Source organism: Acinetobacter sp. TYF_19 (assembly GCF_043105125.1).
Classification (GTDB): Bacteria; Pseudomonadota; Gammaproteobacteria; order Pseudomonadales; family Moraxellaceae; genus Acinetobacter; species Acinetobacter johnsonii.
Map to the genome: position 1 here is coordinate 1 of NZ_JBICLH010000043.1, position 13,862 is coordinate 13,862.

The window sequence follows — 13,862 nt, forward strand, 5'->3', positions numbered from 1 at the left end:
CGTCAAATTGGCCGGAGGGAGTGTTTGCCATTTTGGCATGGAAACTTGGTCCGAAAAACGGGTGATTCTGCTCCCTCATACTCCTAACCTGAATTATTCACCACACAAAGGATGAGAAGGCCTATTGTGTGCTAAAATGTTGTTGCAAAACAAACAGTTGCACATCAAACAGGTCTTCTCATGAGCTACCATATCACAACGCAGAGTGTGGTTTTCCAAGACTTGTTTCCCAAGCCGACTGGAAGGCTTTCCTGTGGCGCGGCATCGTTGCCGTCATTCTTGCCGCCCTGGCATGGCTGATGCCCGCTGAAGCGGTCCTAACACTGACCATTGTGTTTGGTGCCTACTCCTTTGCGGATGGCGTACTGGGGCTTTGGTCGGGCTATAAAAACATGCGTCAGGGTGAAAGCTGGGGCTGGTTGATCTTCAGCGGCCTCCTTGGCATCGCAACCGGGCTTATCGTCCTGGTCAGCCCGTTCGTCGCGACACTCGTGTTAACCGTGTTTCTCTGGACGATGGTTGCATTCTGGTCGATCACATCCGGCGTGATGGAGATCGTCGCGGCCTTTCGGCTCCGTAAGGAAATCGAGGGGGAATGGTTGCTCGTCCTCAGCGGTGTCATTTCCATCTTGCTTGGCGCTGCCGTCACATGGGTCTTGTTCACGACACCCGCAGGCAGTATTATGGCCCTCGGTTGGTTGTTGGGCGTCTATGCCGCAATCTTCGGTGTAACCATGATCCTGTTGGCATTGAAGCTTCGGACGACACGCTGGGGCCGAAACTACAGCCACTTAAAACGCGAGAACGGCGGCCAGGCACGTCACAGGACCTGGCTGCCTTTAAAAAAAGAGAAGCAGCGCTGCGCCAGCCGACCTTTCGTTGCAGAATAATAGGGAGTGCATATAAATGAATTTTTTGAATTTGCAGGTCACACAGGCAGAGCTCCTATCCGGCCTTATTTCCGTTTCCCAAACAGTTGCACAGATTGTGCTCGTCATGACCGTGGCGTGGCTCGTGTCCGCAGTGCTTTCGCGGGCCATCACACGCATCAGCAAAAGAACCCGCACTTCCAAGAGATCTGCAGATGAGGTCAAACGCATTGAAACATCTTTTCGTCTGATCCGTTTCGTCAGTCGGCTGGTCGTGTGGGCCTTGGCCGTGACCATTTCCCTCTCAATCCTTGGCATTTCTGTGGCACCGATCCTGACGACTGCGGGGGTAAGCGGCATCGCAGTGGGGTTTGCTGCGCAGAGCCTGATAAAAGACTATTTTTCGGGTTTGGTCTTGTTGCTGGAAGGGCAACTCCGCATCGGGGATATCGTGGATATTGGCGGTGTGGCAGGCCAAGTCGAAGAGATGACGTTGCGCTATGTGCGCCTGCGTCAACTCAATGGTGACGTGGTCTATGTGCCCAACGGAGCCATCACCAATCTGACAAATAAGACAACGGACTATTCGATGGCCGTAATCGATGTCGGTGTCGCCTATCGCGAAAACCTTCAGGAGGCATTGAACGTTATGGAGAGTGTCGCCCGTGAGCTAGCTTCGGAAACAACCTGGTCAACGAGAATATTAGCCGAGCCAGAGGTCTTTGGGGTCGAAACGTTGGGTGACTCTTCGGTTATCCTGCGTCTTCGCCTCAAGGTCTTGCCAGGTGAGCAATGGTCAATCCGGCGCGAATATCTGCACAGGATAAAACAGCGCTTCGACGAACTTGGCATCGAAATCCCTTATCCGCATCTGACGCTTTATGCCGGCCAGGACAAGGATGGAAAAGCCCCTGCCTTTCGGATCGAAGCTCCGGCTGGTGCCCAATGACACGGCCAAAATATACATATGAAGTGGAAAGAGATTTCTCGAACTGGGATGAAACGATTTTCGAGCGCTGTCTGCGGGATGGGTTCAATGTATTTGGCTCTGGACCAACCCCTATTCTCTTGCGGCCCGAAAAGGAGACCGAACCTGCCCCTGACACCCGTTCGCTAGGCAACGACAGCCATGATTAAGAAAGGCCAACCCATGAAGCCACCGGTAAAGACGAGCTTTCGCGGCAGGGACGTCGCCTACCTGGTAATTTCCATTGTTTTAGTGGGCGTAGGTTACGCAGCCTACCGCGGCTTATACTTTGTTGGTGAAAACGTTCCTTTTGCCCAAGAGATGATCCTAGTGTTCCTGGGTGCAGCTACCACTATCTATCTGACAGCTGTGCTCCTCAATCGCCAGACTGAGCTTGAGTTAAGAAAAGAAGGGCAAGTTCTTCTTTTTCAACAAAAGCATGACACATATATGCGCGTCATCGAAAAGGTTGCTGAAATCGTGGAGCGTGAACGTCATGATTCTGCGCTCATTGATGAACTCAGGGTCATCAGCCACAGGCTTGCCGTTGTCGGCAGCGCGCCAGTTGTCGAAGCGTTCCGACGCGTTCTTGATCTGCTTGTTGATGGACTTGAGGATGGCCAGTTGAACGGCAATGACGCAGAACAGGTGATGCATGCCGTAGCTGAAGTCACGATTGCGATGCGTTCGGACATCAGCAGCGACAACGACCCTGAAGCGCTTCGGTCGGCTGCAGAAACGATCATGGCGAACTCACGCAAGATCGAGCGGCTGGACGACATCGAGCACTCAAAGTCCAAGCCAGACGCAAATGCAGCCAACAATAAACAGAAGAAAGGAGATTCGAAAGATGATGCAAGGACATAACCGCCCGCCATTCGCACCAACAATTCCCGGAACCAACCTTCGTTCTCATGATGTGCCAACCGCCATCATTTACCGACCCGCGCGCGCGGCCGCCACGTCCGCGCCACGATCCCGACACTGGGTTCTGGAGTTCGAACCGTCACGCCCGCAGAACCTTGAGCCCTTGATGGGATGGACGACGTCTCAGGATCCTTACCGGCCTATCAGGATGACATTTCCAGATCGCGACAGCGCTGTCGACTATGCCCTCAAGAACGATTGGCGCTATATCGTGCGTGAAGATCGTCCGCGGCGCATCGGACCAAACCCTTGGGCGGGCACAAGCAGTCATCAGCTTTATCGCGGGGTCGATACTTCCAAGGAAGGGTGGGTTCAGATGGGGCAACCGACGATGTCGGAGCATCACCTCCCAAAAGGATACGGCGCATCCGAAAACACGGGAACGCCGCAGAAATCGGAGGCTGAGTTTCTCGATCCAGTTCTGGAGGCTGCCATCGAGTCCTTTCCAGCCTCTGATCCGCCGGCGTGGATTGGAACGACAGTATCCGGGCGAAGGGGCTGAAGTCGATGCATGGAACCGCCGAATTCCTGATTGCGGGTGCGACCCTGATTTCGGGCGCATTCATTGCCGTTGCCATATGCTCCCGTTTAGGTGTTCCTTCGATCGTTGGGTTTTTGCTTGCAGGCATGGCTTTGGGCCCGCACGGTCTCGAGCTTATTGATGGTGAAGCAACCCTTGGCGCTATCGGTGAATTGGGCGTGATCTTGTTGCTGTTCATGCTGGGGCTGGAATTCTCGCTTGGCAAGCTGATGGAGCTGCGGCGGCTGATCTTCGGTGTCGGTCTTTTGCAGGTCGCCACAACATCCGGTCGAGTATAGGAAGAATAAACACCTATATGAGAGTAATAAAGTTTCATCCTTTGTTGTGCATAAGTATTTGTTTTTATTGGTTCCAAAATTATATTGTATTTATTAAAGTATCATACTATAGGCAGGGCTAGTCTAAATTTAATTCTATCAAAATAAAAAAAGTTTCATACCAAAATTACAAAATACTGAAAATAATGAATATATTTTCTTTATTTTGAAAATTCGTATGAAACTTTATTACTAAGTATGATTATTTATTACCTAGTATTTAACTTTATTACTCAAAAACAGCTTGACTGCTTCGCTGTGCAGATCCATGACCCACTTTCCATCAAACTCCCGGTTGTAGTTCCACAAGCATCTCGCGAGTCTTGCCGGCCCGCTCCACTAACAAGACCACAACATCTCCAACGTTCTTGTCGTCTAGCCGGGCCTGTAATGTGGTGACGTCGTCGACGGCGATACCGTCGATGCTGATAACGCGATCGCCGGGCACGATGCCGCCTGCGGTGACCTTGATGCCGACGAGCCCGGCCATGTGCGCCACCGAGCCCGGCGTCACGCGCAATACGAATACGCCCTTACTACCGGTCAGCGCCTGCAGACGCGCGTTGAGCTGCTCATCCACCTCGATGCCCAGCGCCGGACGGATGTACTTGCCGGTCTTTATGAGTTGCGGCACCACGCGCATGACGGTATCCACCGGCACAGCGAAACCGATGCCAGCGGACGCGCCCGAAGGGCTGTAGATGGCGGTGTTGATGCCGATCAGCCGCCCGGCCGAATCGAGCAGCGGGCCGCCGGAGTTGCCGGGGTTGATAGCGGCGTCGGTCTGGATCAGGTGATCGATGGCAGGCCCGCCCCCTTCGCCGTCGAGGGTGCGGTCGAGCGCCGAGACGATGCCGGTGGTGAGCGTCCAGTCCAATCCGAAGGGATTGCCGATAGCGAACACTTTCTGCCCGACCTTGAGGTCGGCACTGGTGCCCACCGGCACAGCGGGCGGGCGCTTGAAGCCGACGCCGATCTTGAGCACGGCGATGTCGTGCTCGGGGCTGGCGCCCACCAGCGCAGCCTGATAATCGCGACCGTCGGCCAGTTTGACCGTGGCAGACGATGCCCCCTGGATGACGTGGAAGTTGGTCACCACGTGGCCGGCATCGTCCCAGATGAAGCCGGAGCCGGTGCCGCGCGGCACGGAAAAGACATTGCGCGACCAGACGTCACGCACCAGTTGCGCCGTGGTGATGTAAACCACCGACCCGCGCGATTTCTCGAACAGTTGGATGGTGGTCTGCTCGTCTGCCGCCAGATCACCACGCGGTGTCACCGTGCGCTCGGCCGCTTCGCGCGGACTGAACCAGGCTTCGATGGCAGGCAAGAACTGCCACAGCAGCATGAGTGCGGCGATGCAGCCAGTGATGACGAGCCAGCGCCGGATGAATCGGTCCGGCGCCGGGCGGCTGTTGAGGTCGGGGTAGGTCATGCCATTCTCCTTGTTGAAATCAGCGCCAGACACCGCTGGCGCGCCAACGCGGTGGGCGTGGCGCCAAGGGGATGTCCGGCAGAAATGGGCTGGAATGAAGCGGTTGCGGTGCCATCGAATCAGCCAATTCCCGCAAGCGTTGGATGCGCTCTGTCGTCGCCGGATGCGTGCGCAACCAGTAGGGTTCCGGGTTGCCCCATCTGGGCAGCAGCCAGGCGCGACTCTCCCGCTCGATCTTGGCGAGCGCCAAAGCCAATCCCTGTGGGTCGCCGGTCAATTCGGCGGTGAGCCGGTCGGCGTCGAATTCGTGCACCCGCGACAAACCCAGCAGCGCGAGCTGCGGCGAAACGGCCAGCAACAGCAGCGCCGGCCACTGGATAGCGACTGTGCCCCACAGCAAGGCCGGCAGGCTGAAGAGGAGCATGATTTGCCCCAACAAGGCCAGAAGATGGGTGAGCCGGCTGATGGAATCGGCCAGGCCCATGACACGCAAATCCTCGTTCGCAATATGCGCGATTTCGTGGCCGAGCACGCCGGTCAACTCGCGGGGCTCGCCCGTGAACAAGGGCTGCTGGCAGCGGCCACAGTTGGGATGTTCCGATAGCTTCGCAGTCGGTACGCGGTTGATGGACTGGCATGCGGGCAGACGAGGTGAAGATCATTCTTCATGGTTCGCCTCCTTGGACCACAGTGAGGCTGCCGCGCTTCGGGTCACAGACAATGCCGACCAATCAACGCCTTGGAGCCAATCGTTCCCGTCTTTGCTTACTCCGGCCTCTTCCAAATGAGCAGCGATGAACGCTTCGGCCTGCATGAGCCACCTTTGGACAGTATCTTCCTTACTAGGAATCAGCAGGATCTCAGAGACGCTGCTGGCATCCAGCCCGTCCACACGGATAAGCAGAAAAATGCGCCGCCACAAACGCGGCATGTCCTTCAGCAGGTCGAATGCGAAAGCGAACTCGCTCGACCGATCAACTAGCTCCTCCTGTTCCGCGATCGTTGCGGCATCGGGATGCTGACTGTCAGCGATGATATCGGCAAGCCTGAGTGTGTCATCGGGCTGATAAAATTCGAAGACTTCCTCTTCCACCATGGCCTCGGCGACGTCCTGGGCATTCGGTTCGACCGGCGCGTCCAGAGAAACGAATTCGCCAAATTGCCGGCTGTTTGCCACTTCGTGATCCAGGACGGCGAACAGATGTTTCAGAAGACCGAAGTAAGCCGCTTTTTCTTCCGGCACGGATTGCCATTCCACCTCAGCTTGGACAATCGCTTCATCCACCACGTCGCGCAGCGTCGGATAATCGCGCGGTAAATCGCCGACGGCCCGCAGATAAGCCAGCTCACGCCTTGCGACAGCCTCAAGTTTCGACAGTAGAGGCATTCGGGTCACGTTGGCCTCATGGGCGGCTGACGCGGGTTTTGCGGCAATTCGCACCTTGAGCTCGCGCAAGCGCTTGCGTCGTGCTTTGCGCTTGATTTGGTCCTGAGCATGCAGCCGGTCAAAATGCTTCTTGGCCTGACGGAACAACGACTGTGCGAGCATCTGCGCGAGGGGCGTCAGCTCGTCATGTGATGCAGTAACGCTGACAATCTTTCTGCCGGGCAGGTGCATATAGCCACTGGCCAGAAATTGCCGCTTGGTCTTGTCGCGATCAAGGACGATTCGAAGTCGCACTGAATCTTTAGTGTGTTTGTCGAGCAATGGCTTGAGGTCGCGCTCGACCGCATTTCCCAAAGCTCTCTGCCATGGTTCATGAAACTCTTTGTCGACAGCTCGATAGCTATATTGCATCTGCATGTATGACTCCTTTGATGTCATTTCTATGGAGGTATGAATCGAGGATGCTCATATCCATAGATATAGATTTTGGTTTGGCACGCTCTTACCCCAGGCGCGTTTTGCGAAGACTCCAACTAAAGAACAAAAGCGTGACGCCATAGACTGCCGCATGGAAACCCAACAGCCAGCCTGCGGCCACGAATGACTCGACCGGACGGGTAAAAAATATCCACAAGACGATAGCGCCAAGTATAATCGAGAGCAGTCCACTGAGGGCAAGCCAGATTTCACCCTTGATTTCCCGACGCAGCCGAACGGCGGCGGATATCTCCAGCACACCGGTGAAAATCGCCCAGAAGCCCACGCTAGCCCATAAAAAAGAAGCCAAGACTATCGTGGCGACCCAAGGAGCAACCAGGACGACGACGCCCGTAAGTATGCCGACAATGCCGCTGAACAGCAGCCAGCCCCAGCGCTCTTTTTTCTGGATATGGCGCACCGCTGCAAACAAGTTGAACGCGCCATTGACCAAGGAAAATGCGCCGAACATGATGGTCATGGCCAACAGAGCCGATTGTGGTATCCAGAACGCGAGGGCTGCAAAAATCAATGCCAAGACGCCGCGCAACGCAAAAATCCACCAATTTTCGGTCAATGAACACAGTGTTTTGGTGGGCTCATCCGCACTGGAATCGGTGATAGTGTCTATATTCATGCTATATCTCCCAAAGATCTAATGGGGTGAAAAAGCAAACATTCCTGAGCCAAGAGAGGGGCGCGACGCGCCCCTCTTACGCCCTATCCAGCGGTTTCAGAACAACTTGGACAGCTTTGCCTTGATTTCATCGAGCCAGCCTTTTCCGCCGCCTCCCCCAGCCGTCTTTTGCTTGACTTTCTTGAGTTCAGCATACAGGGGCTCAAAGTCCTTCTTCTTTCCATAGCCCAGCAGTTCTGCCATTTCCAACTGCTGCCGGGCTTCGTTCAATAATGTCTCCAGGCGCTCATTGGACGCTTCGCTGCGCTGACCATCTTCTACCAAGGTCTCGGCGCGCTGCAGGAGCAGCTTCGCACGCAGGACGGGCAGCGGAAGCACGCTGCGCTCCTCGACCAGCGTGCTGAGCGCTGCCTGCAGCGCGGCTTTGGCTTCTTCAATCTTGCCCTGATCGATCAGCGGCACGACTGACTTCACGACTGCGGGATAGGACGCCAGAGGGATGTTGGTGACCGTGATCACGATTTCACTGGCCAGCAAAGCCAGCACGTGACGTGCCTGTTGCACCTCGCCATGTTTGAGGGCATCCAGCGCCTCGTCGGTCATCGCCTCAATGATTTCCGTGTTGGCGAACAAGTCGTGCACGATGGTGCGCACATCAACGGGGGCCAGGGCAAGCGTGGGTTCGCGCGCAACGATCAGCTCCAGCTTTCCCGTCACTTCGGCCAGCGATGCTAATGCGCGTGCAGTGTCCTTGCCGTCAAGTGCGGCCAGCGCTGATTTGGTCAGCGACAAGGCCGAGACGGCCTCATCGAGGACTTGTTTACGTTTGTCTGCCGCCTGCGAGTCCGTTTCCTTCTGAACCTCAGGCTGTACCTCCGTGACGACTTCAGGCTTGGCCTCTGGACTGACAGGAAGGCTGCTTACCGCAGCCTGTTCGTTTATTCCTTCGTTCGTCGCATTGGGATTCGGTGTTTGCTCATTCATGGTGATATACCTCGTATGTGATAGTGAAAATAGGCGAATCTATTGGGGCTGAATGCGAACATCGCGAGACTGACCGACAGAGCAGTCAGCCCCTTCATCACCTCAAAGAAGATGACCGCGTGCCCCGCTGTGGGGATAGCGACCGCCAGCGTCACGAGGGTGGCTGCCCATGTCAGCCCGTTGGGGTCGGACACGACAGCCTCCCCATGACTCAAGATTCGCCGCCCGCTGACTTCTTCTTGCGCGCAGGCTTGCTCGCGTCGCTAGGCGGCGTCTCGGCCGCGTTCGCGGCATCGGGCTTCTCAGGCTCGGCCGGCTTCGCGGGTGGCTCCTGGCGCTCGAAGACCACCCGTTCGGCCTTGTCGTCCCAGCGGGCGCTGGCGTGATCGGCCTTGCCGATACCGCCACCCAGCATCTCGCGCGCCAGTGCCGTCTCCAGCTCGCTGCGGATCAGCCGCTTGAGTTCACGCGCGCCGAACTCGGGCTTGTAGCCTTCCTCCGCGAAGTGATCGATCAAGGTCTGATCGAAGGTCAACGTCACGCCCTGGCTGGCGGCGTTGCGGGCCACACGATCGAGCTGCAGGCCGACGATATGGCGGATCTCCTCCTTGCCCAGCGCATGGAAGACGATGATTTCGTCGATGCGGTTGAGGAACTCGGGGCGGAAGTGTCCGCGCAGCACGTCCATCACCTCGGCCTTGGTCTTTTCGTACTCCTCGCCGGCCGCACCGCGCGCCTTCAGCCGCCGCTGGATGATGTCCGAGCCCAGGTTGGACGTGGCGATGATGATGGTATTGGTGAAATCCACCACCCGGCCCTTGCCGTCGGTGAGCCGCCCGTCGTCGAACACCTGCAGCAGGATGTTGTAGACGTCGGGGTGAGCCTTCTCGATCTCGTCCAGCAGCAACACGCTGTAGGGCTTGCGACGCACCTTCTCGGTGAGCTGGCCGCCCTCGTCATAGCCCACATAACCCGGAGGCGCGCCCACCAGGCGTGCCACGGTATGGCGTTCCCCGTACTCGGACATGTCGATGCGCAGCAGCGCACCTTCATCGCCATAGATGGACTCGGCCAGCGCCTTGGCGAGCTCGGTCTTGCCCACGCCGGTCGGCCCGAGGAACAGAAAAGTCGCCACCGGCTTGCTGCCCTCGCGCAGCCCCGCGCGCGACAACCGCACGGCATCGGCTACCGCGCGCACCGCTTCGTCCTGGCCCACCAGGCGCTCGTGCAGCCGCTGTTCCAGATGCAACAGCTTCTCGCGTTCTTCCACCGTCAGCTCGTTGACCGGAATGCCGGTCAGGCGCGAGACGATCTGCGCGACATGCTCGGCCTTGACTTCGGCGCTGCCCGAGGCGCGCTCGCGCTCCCAATCTTCGATGAGCTTCTTGAGTTCGGCCTCTTTTGCCTCGATGCGCTTGCCCAGCTCGGCGGCCTTGTCGTACTGCTTGCGCGAGGCCATGTAGTCCTGCTCACGCCGCAACTGGTGCAGTTCGGACTCCAGCTCTTGTACGGCCACTGGGCGAGCCGTGGCCGACAGCTTCACGCGTGCGGCCGCCTGGTCAAGCAGGTCGATGGCCTTGTCAGGCAAAAAGCGCGCGGTGATGTAGCGGTCCGACAACTCGGCGGCGGCGATGATCGCATCCTCGGTGATGCTGACCTTGTGGTGCGCCTCGAAGGTGTCGCGCAGGCCGCGCAGGATCATCATGGTCTGCGCTACCGTCGGCTCGGGCACCATCACCGGCTGGAAACGACGCTCCAGCGCGGCGTCCTTCTCGATGTACTTCTGATACTCGTTGAGCGTGGTGGCGCCGATCAGGTTCAGCTCGCCGCGCGCCATCATCGGCTTGAACACGTTGGCCACGTCCAGCCCGCCTTCGCCGCCACCCTGGCCGGCACCGACGATGGTGTGCACTTCATCGATGAAGAGAATCATCTCGCCCTGGTGCTCGGTCACTTCCTTGAGCACCTTCTGCACGCGCTCCTCGAACTCGCCGCGGTACTTGGCGCCTGCCACCATGGCGTTGATGTTGAGTTCGACCAGGCGCTTGTCGCGCAGCGTCTCGGGCACTTCGCCGGCGACCATGCGCTGCGCCAGCCCTTCGACAATGGCGGTCTTGCCGACGCCAGGCTCACCGATCAACACCGGGTTGTTTTTCTTGCGCCGGGCCAGCACCTCGATGGTGGTCTCGATCTCCTGCGCACGGCCGATGACTGGATCGAGTTTGCCCTCGCGCGCCATCTTGGTGAGGTCGCGCGAGTATTTATCCAGCTCGGGCGTGTTGGTCGGCGTCTCGGCGCGGCCATCCTCGGCCCCTTTGCCGACCACCTTGCTTACCTGCTGGCGCAGCGCTTGCGGCGTGAGACCGTAACGGCGTAGCAGGTTGGCCGCCAAACCTTCGCCTTCCTCGGCGAGCCCGATCAGGAAATGCTCCGGCCCGACATAAGAGTGGCCGAGTTCATTGGAGGCCACGAAAGCACGGCTGAGCGCGTCCTTGACCCGGGGCGACACGCCGATCTCGCCCTCGAACGGCTTCTCGCCGCGCTTGGCTTCGGATTCGATCTGTTGCTTGAGGTCATCGACCTTGATCTTGAACTGCCCCAGGATGGTCTTCACCACATCGCTGTCGGATAGCGCCAGCAGCAGGTGTTCGGTATCCACCTCGGCGCGGCCAAATTCGGCAGCGTGTCGGGCGGCCTCCTGCAATAGGGCCTCGGACTGTTCGCTGATACGGCTGGCGAGCCCACTGCCGCGACGGCGCGGCGCACCCGAACCTGCGGCGGCGGGCTCGCCGAACGAGGCATCGACCACGTCATCGGTATCGGCGGCCATCGGCGTCGCGTCGTCGCCGATGCGGAAGAAGTCACTGCCGAGGAAGTCCTCGAACAGGCCGCTGCGCGAGCCGAACAAGGCTTCCAGCGGCGAGACGGTGCGCTTTTGCTGGCGCACCAGTTGACGGTAATGGTCGTCACACAACAGCATGGTGCTGTGACGACCGTTGAGATTGGCTTCCACCCGCACGGTGGCGGGTTGACTGCAGACCTGGCATTGTTTTCTGTCCATACTGATGCTCCTGTAAAGATTGATCTGACGAGGCACCGACGATCACGGTGCCTCATCTCTTTTTGTTTTTTGAGAAAAACGCGCTGCCCCGCGTCAGCCGTTGATCGGGATCGAGCGTGAAAATCACCTGTAGGTGCGCTTTCATTTCGCCCTCTCCAATCGCGTCGCTTTGCGGTTCCGGCCAAGGAAATCCTTGCAAGACTTTGTAAGACATTGCGCTTACCAGGAAAAAATATCAAGAGTCAATGTACAGCGACTTTGTTGCACAAAGATTTGAAATGCAAAGCGCCACTAATTGAGCCAAATTTAAGGCGTAACTTGGGTAAGTGGTCGACCTAATTCCGTAAATCTGTTGAGGACTGCTACGATGATCCGCTTTAACTTACCATGATCACATTCAATGACATTATTTTTATACTTAATCTGCCTGTGCTCAATATCTACTGGACATTTTCCTTCTCGCTTTAACCGTGATAAAGCATGGCCATAGGTCGCTGCTTTATCTGTATTGATGACCCGTGGAATTTGCCATTTTTTCACCGTATTGAAGATCTTTCCTAAAAAACAATAGGCTGATTTACTGTTCCGTCTAGCGGAAAGGTAAAAGTCAATCGTATGACCCCGTTGATCAACTGCACGATACAGGTAAGTCCATCGCCCCTTCACTTTGATATAAGTCTCATCCATATGCCATGAATGTAAATCTGTAGGATTACGCGAATACCAGCGTAAGCGTTTTTCCATTTCTGGAGCATAACGCTGAACCCAACGATAAATTGTGGTGTGGTCAACATTCACACCTCGTTCAGCGAGCATTTCTTGAAGTTCACGATAGCTGATGCCATATTTACAATACCAACGAACAGCCCAAAGAATGATTTCACCTTGAAAGTGCCGACCATGGAAGGGATTCATCTGCTGTATCTCGAAATAAATAAGATATTTAGCTTATCATGTCAGCCTATTTGCAACAGTGCCGGTTGAAGATGGAAACTTTGGAGATACTGAACCAGTCGGTGAAGGTGTCTCTGAATTACGTTTCTTCTTTGGACCTGGCTACAGGATCTATTACTGTAAGCAAGGGCAAAGGGTCGTTATTCTTTTAGCAGGCGGAGACAAGTCTACGCAAAGTAAAGATATAAAACTTGCCCTACAACTAGCACAAGATTTAGAGGAGGAGCTGTAAATGGCTATCAAACTTCGTAAATGGGACAGTGCTGAACATCTTAAAACAGAAGAAGATATGCAAGCTTACCTACAAGCCTGTATAGATGAATCTAATGGTGATGCGGCATTCATTGCAAAAGCTTTAGGTAATATTGCTAAAGCTAAAGGAATGGCTCAATTATCAAGAGACACAGGTTTAGGCCGAGAAAGTCTTTATAAAGCACTTTCTGGCGATGTAAATCCAAGCTTTGATACTGTTATTAAAGTGGTAAAAGCGCTGAATTTACGCTTAGCAATTTAAAAAAAACTAGTAAAAAAGGGAGCTTAAAGCTCCCTTTTTTAACTTCATATAACGTGTATTATGTTAATTTTAGGAAATCTTAGTCTTTAGCTAACATAATCTTCAGTTGATATTACTTGAGCATATGCAAATTCAAAAGCGGCCATTAATGTTGCATGGACATGACCAGCAGGTACTTTAACGCCATTAAATTCCAAGTCTAGTGTTGCACAAGCATCATGTATCACTTTTACCTTATAACCAAAATCAGAAGCAGCACGAACAGCAGCATCAACACACATATGCGTCATAGCACCAATCACGACTAACTCAGTCACTTGATTGCTATCTAAAATTTCTTTGAGATTCGTGTTTAAGAACGCATTGATGTGATTTTTAATGATCACAGATTCATCTTCTTGCGGCTTAACTGTGTCCTGAAATTCAATACCATTTGAGCTAGGTTCAAATATAGGAGATTCAGCATCAGCAATATGTTGGACATGAATCACTTGAGTACCCTGTTGACGGGCTTTCGCAATTACTTTCACTGCATTAGCAGCAGCTTGTTCAATATTTACCAATGGTAATTTACCTGTAGGTAGATATTCATTTTGTAAGTCGATAACTAATAAAGCTGATTTTGACATACCTATTCCTTTACTTAACTAATATTTGTTTTGTTCTACTTATGTTTTAAAGAAGTGGAATGCTTCCACTTCTTTAAGTCACTTTAGAAAGAAAGCGTTTCACCATCGATAGGAATTAAAACCTTATCTTGAATTCCTTTGTCTTTTACATATTCTGCAAGCT

At 55.0% G+C, this 13,862-nt stretch carries 13 protein-coding genes and 3 pseudogenes; 7 read left to right on the top strand and 9 right to left on the bottom strand.

Features of this window, described 5'->3' with window-relative positions; translation table 11 throughout:
* Positions 1-299: 299 nt before the first annotated feature.
* From ACF8FD_RS04940 to ACF8FD_RS04960, 5 genes are all read left to right on the top strand, one after another.
* Positions 300-890 carry an HdeD family acid-resistance protein gene (locus tag ACF8FD_RS04940; protein WP_234304669.1) on the top strand — a complete coding sequence of 197 codons (591 nt, stop codon included), beginning with the start codon at positions 300-302 and terminating at the stop codon, positions 888-890.
* A 16-nt stretch (positions 891-906) separates the two neighbouring features.
* Positions 907-1,818, top strand: a complete 912-nt coding sequence (locus ACF8FD_RS04945; protein WP_004733146.1) for a mechanosensitive ion channel family protein — start codon at positions 907-909, stop codon at positions 1,816-1,818.
* 201 nt (positions 1,819-2,019) lie between these two features.
* Positions 2,020-2,703: a hypothetical protein gene (locus ACF8FD_RS04950; RefSeq protein WP_004992245.1), complete on the top strand. Its 684-nt coding sequence runs from the start codon at positions 2,020-2,022 to the stop codon at positions 2,701-2,703.
* The gene (locus ACF8FD_RS04955) at positions 2,687-3,265 is read left to right on the top strand and encodes an NADH dehydrogenase ubiquinone Fe-S protein 4 (RefSeq protein ID WP_004637113.1); all 579 of its coding nucleotides are present in this window, start codon (positions 2,687-2,689) and stop codon (positions 3,263-3,265) included. Before ACF8FD_RS04950 ends, ACF8FD_RS04955 begins: the two co-directional genes overlap by 17 nt.
* Before the next feature lie 5 nt (positions 3,266-3,270).
* On the top strand, positions 3,271-3,582 hold the full coding sequence (locus ACF8FD_RS04960) for a cation:proton antiporter (protein ID WP_004637114.1): 312 nt from the start codon (positions 3,271-3,273) through the stop codon (positions 3,580-3,582).
* Positions 3,583-3,904: 322 nt separating this feature from the next.
* Here the strand turns inward: ACF8FD_RS04960 and ACF8FD_RS04965 are convergent, their stop codons facing one another.
* The 8 genes and pseudogenes from ACF8FD_RS04965 to ACF8FD_RS05000 form a co-directional block, all read right to left on the bottom strand.
* Positions 3,905-5,056 carry a S1C family serine protease gene (locus tag ACF8FD_RS04965; protein WP_279679214.1) on the bottom strand — a complete coding sequence of 384 codons (1,152 nt, stop codon included), beginning with the start codon at positions 5,054-5,056 and terminating at the stop codon, positions 3,905-3,907.
* 19 nt (positions 5,057-5,075) lie between these two features.
* Positions 5,076-5,606, bottom strand: a pseudogene (locus tag ACF8FD_RS04970) (M48 family metalloprotease); the annotation flags it as partial.
* Positions 5,607-5,714: 108 nt separating this feature from the next.
* A complete protein-coding gene (locus ACF8FD_RS04975; protein ID WP_279679213.1) occupies positions 5,715-6,860 on the bottom strand; it encodes a hypothetical protein in 1,146 nt (381 codons plus the stop codon).
* An 85-nt stretch (positions 6,861-6,945) separates the two neighbouring features.
* Entirely contained in the window at positions 6,946-7,557 is a 612-nt protein-coding gene (gene hdeD-GI, locus ACF8FD_RS04980) for a heat resistance membrane protein HdeD-GI (protein ID WP_004637118.1), read from the bottom strand.
* A gap of 96 nt (positions 7,558-7,653) precedes the next feature.
* On the bottom strand, positions 7,654-8,541 hold the full coding sequence (gene yfdX2 / locus ACF8FD_RS04985) for a heat resistance protein YfdX2 (protein WP_004637119.1): 888 nt from the start codon (positions 8,539-8,541) through the stop codon (positions 7,654-7,656).
* A 211-nt stretch (positions 8,542-8,752) separates the two neighbouring features.
* A complete protein-coding gene (gene clpK, locus ACF8FD_RS04990) occupies positions 8,753-11,602 on the bottom strand; it encodes a heat shock survival AAA family ATPase ClpK (RefSeq protein ID WP_279679212.1) in 2,850 nt (949 codons plus the stop codon).
* Between the two features lie 52 nt (positions 11,603-11,654).
* Positions 11,655-11,816: a hypothetical protein gene (locus ACF8FD_RS04995; RefSeq protein ID WP_004642278.1), complete on the bottom strand. Its 162-nt coding sequence runs from the start codon at positions 11,814-11,816 to the stop codon at positions 11,655-11,657.
* A 143-nt stretch (positions 11,817-11,959) separates the two neighbouring features.
* A pseudogene (locus ACF8FD_RS05000) lies at positions 11,960-12,517 on the bottom strand (IS6-like element IS1008 family transposase); the annotation flags it as partial.
* A 64-nt stretch (positions 12,518-12,581) separates the two neighbouring features.
* Here ACF8FD_RS05000 and ACF8FD_RS05005 point away from each other — a divergent pair.
* Together ACF8FD_RS05005 and ACF8FD_RS05010 are read left to right on the top strand one after the other, a co-directional pair.
* Positions 12,582-12,788 (top strand): annotated as a pseudogene (locus ACF8FD_RS05005) (type II toxin-antitoxin system RelE/ParE family toxin); the annotation flags it as partial.
* Positions 12,789-13,070, top strand: coding sequence for an addiction module antidote protein (locus tag ACF8FD_RS05010; protein WP_000985610.1), 282 nt, complete (start codon positions 12,789-12,791; stop codon positions 13,068-13,070).
* An 86-nt stretch (positions 13,071-13,156) separates the two neighbouring features.
* Here ACF8FD_RS05010 and ACF8FD_RS05015 read toward each other — a convergent pair whose 3' ends face one another.
* Positions 13,157-13,699: a cysteine hydrolase family protein gene (locus ACF8FD_RS05015; RefSeq protein ID WP_004637127.1), complete on the bottom strand. Its 543-nt coding sequence runs from the start codon at positions 13,697-13,699 to the stop codon at positions 13,157-13,159.
* Positions 13,700-13,862: the final 163 nt, after the last annotated feature.

What these genes read in the sequence shown, in the direction of transcription:
- ACF8FD_RS04995 (WP_004642278.1), bottom strand. Translation starts at nt 11,816, where the DNA reads ATGTCTTACAAAGTCTTGCAAGGATTTCCTTGGCCGGAACCGCAAAGC.
- clpK (WP_279679212.1), bottom strand. Translation starts at nt 11,602, where the DNA reads ATGGACAGAAAACAATGCCAGGTCTGCAGTCAACCCGCCACCGTGCGG.
- ACF8FD_RS04950 (WP_004992245.1), top strand. Translation starts at nt 2,020, where the DNA reads ATGAAGCCACCGGTAAAGACGAGCTTTCGCGGCAGGGACGTCGCCTAC.
- ACF8FD_RS05010 (WP_000985610.1), top strand. Translation starts at nt 12,789, where the DNA reads ATGGCTATCAAACTTCGTAAATGGGACAGTGCTGAACATCTTAAAACA.
- ACF8FD_RS04955 (WP_004637113.1), top strand. Translation starts at nt 2,687, where the DNA reads ATGATGCAAGGACATAACCGCCCGCCATTCGCACCAACAATTCCCGGA.
- ACF8FD_RS04960 (WP_004637114.1), top strand. Translation starts at nt 3,271, where the DNA reads ATGCATGGAACCGCCGAATTCCTGATTGCGGGTGCGACCCTGATTTCG.
- hdeD-GI (WP_004637118.1), bottom strand. Translation starts at nt 7,557, where the DNA reads ATGAATATAGACACTATCACCGATTCCAGTGCGGATGAGCCCACCAAA.
- ACF8FD_RS04965 (WP_279679214.1), bottom strand. Translation starts at nt 5,056, where the DNA reads ATGACCTACCCCGACCTCAACAGCCGCCCGGCGCCGGACCGATTCATC.
- yfdX2 (WP_004637119.1), bottom strand. Translation starts at nt 8,541, where the DNA reads ATGAATGAGCAAACACCGAATCCCAATGCGACGAACGAAGGAATAAAC.
- ACF8FD_RS04945 (WP_004733146.1), top strand. Translation starts at nt 907, where the DNA reads ATGAATTTTTTGAATTTGCAGGTCACACAGGCAGAGCTCCTATCCGGC.
- ACF8FD_RS04940 (WP_234304669.1), top strand. Translation starts at nt 300, where the DNA reads ATGCCCGCTGAAGCGGTCCTAACACTGACCATTGTGTTTGGTGCCTAC.
- ACF8FD_RS04975 (WP_279679213.1), bottom strand. Translation starts at nt 6,860, where the DNA reads ATGCAGATGCAATATAGCTATCGAGCTGTCGACAAAGAGTTTCATGAA.
- ACF8FD_RS05015 (WP_004637127.1), bottom strand. Translation starts at nt 13,699, where the DNA reads ATGTCAAAATCAGCTTTATTAGTTATCGACTTACAAAATGAATATCTA.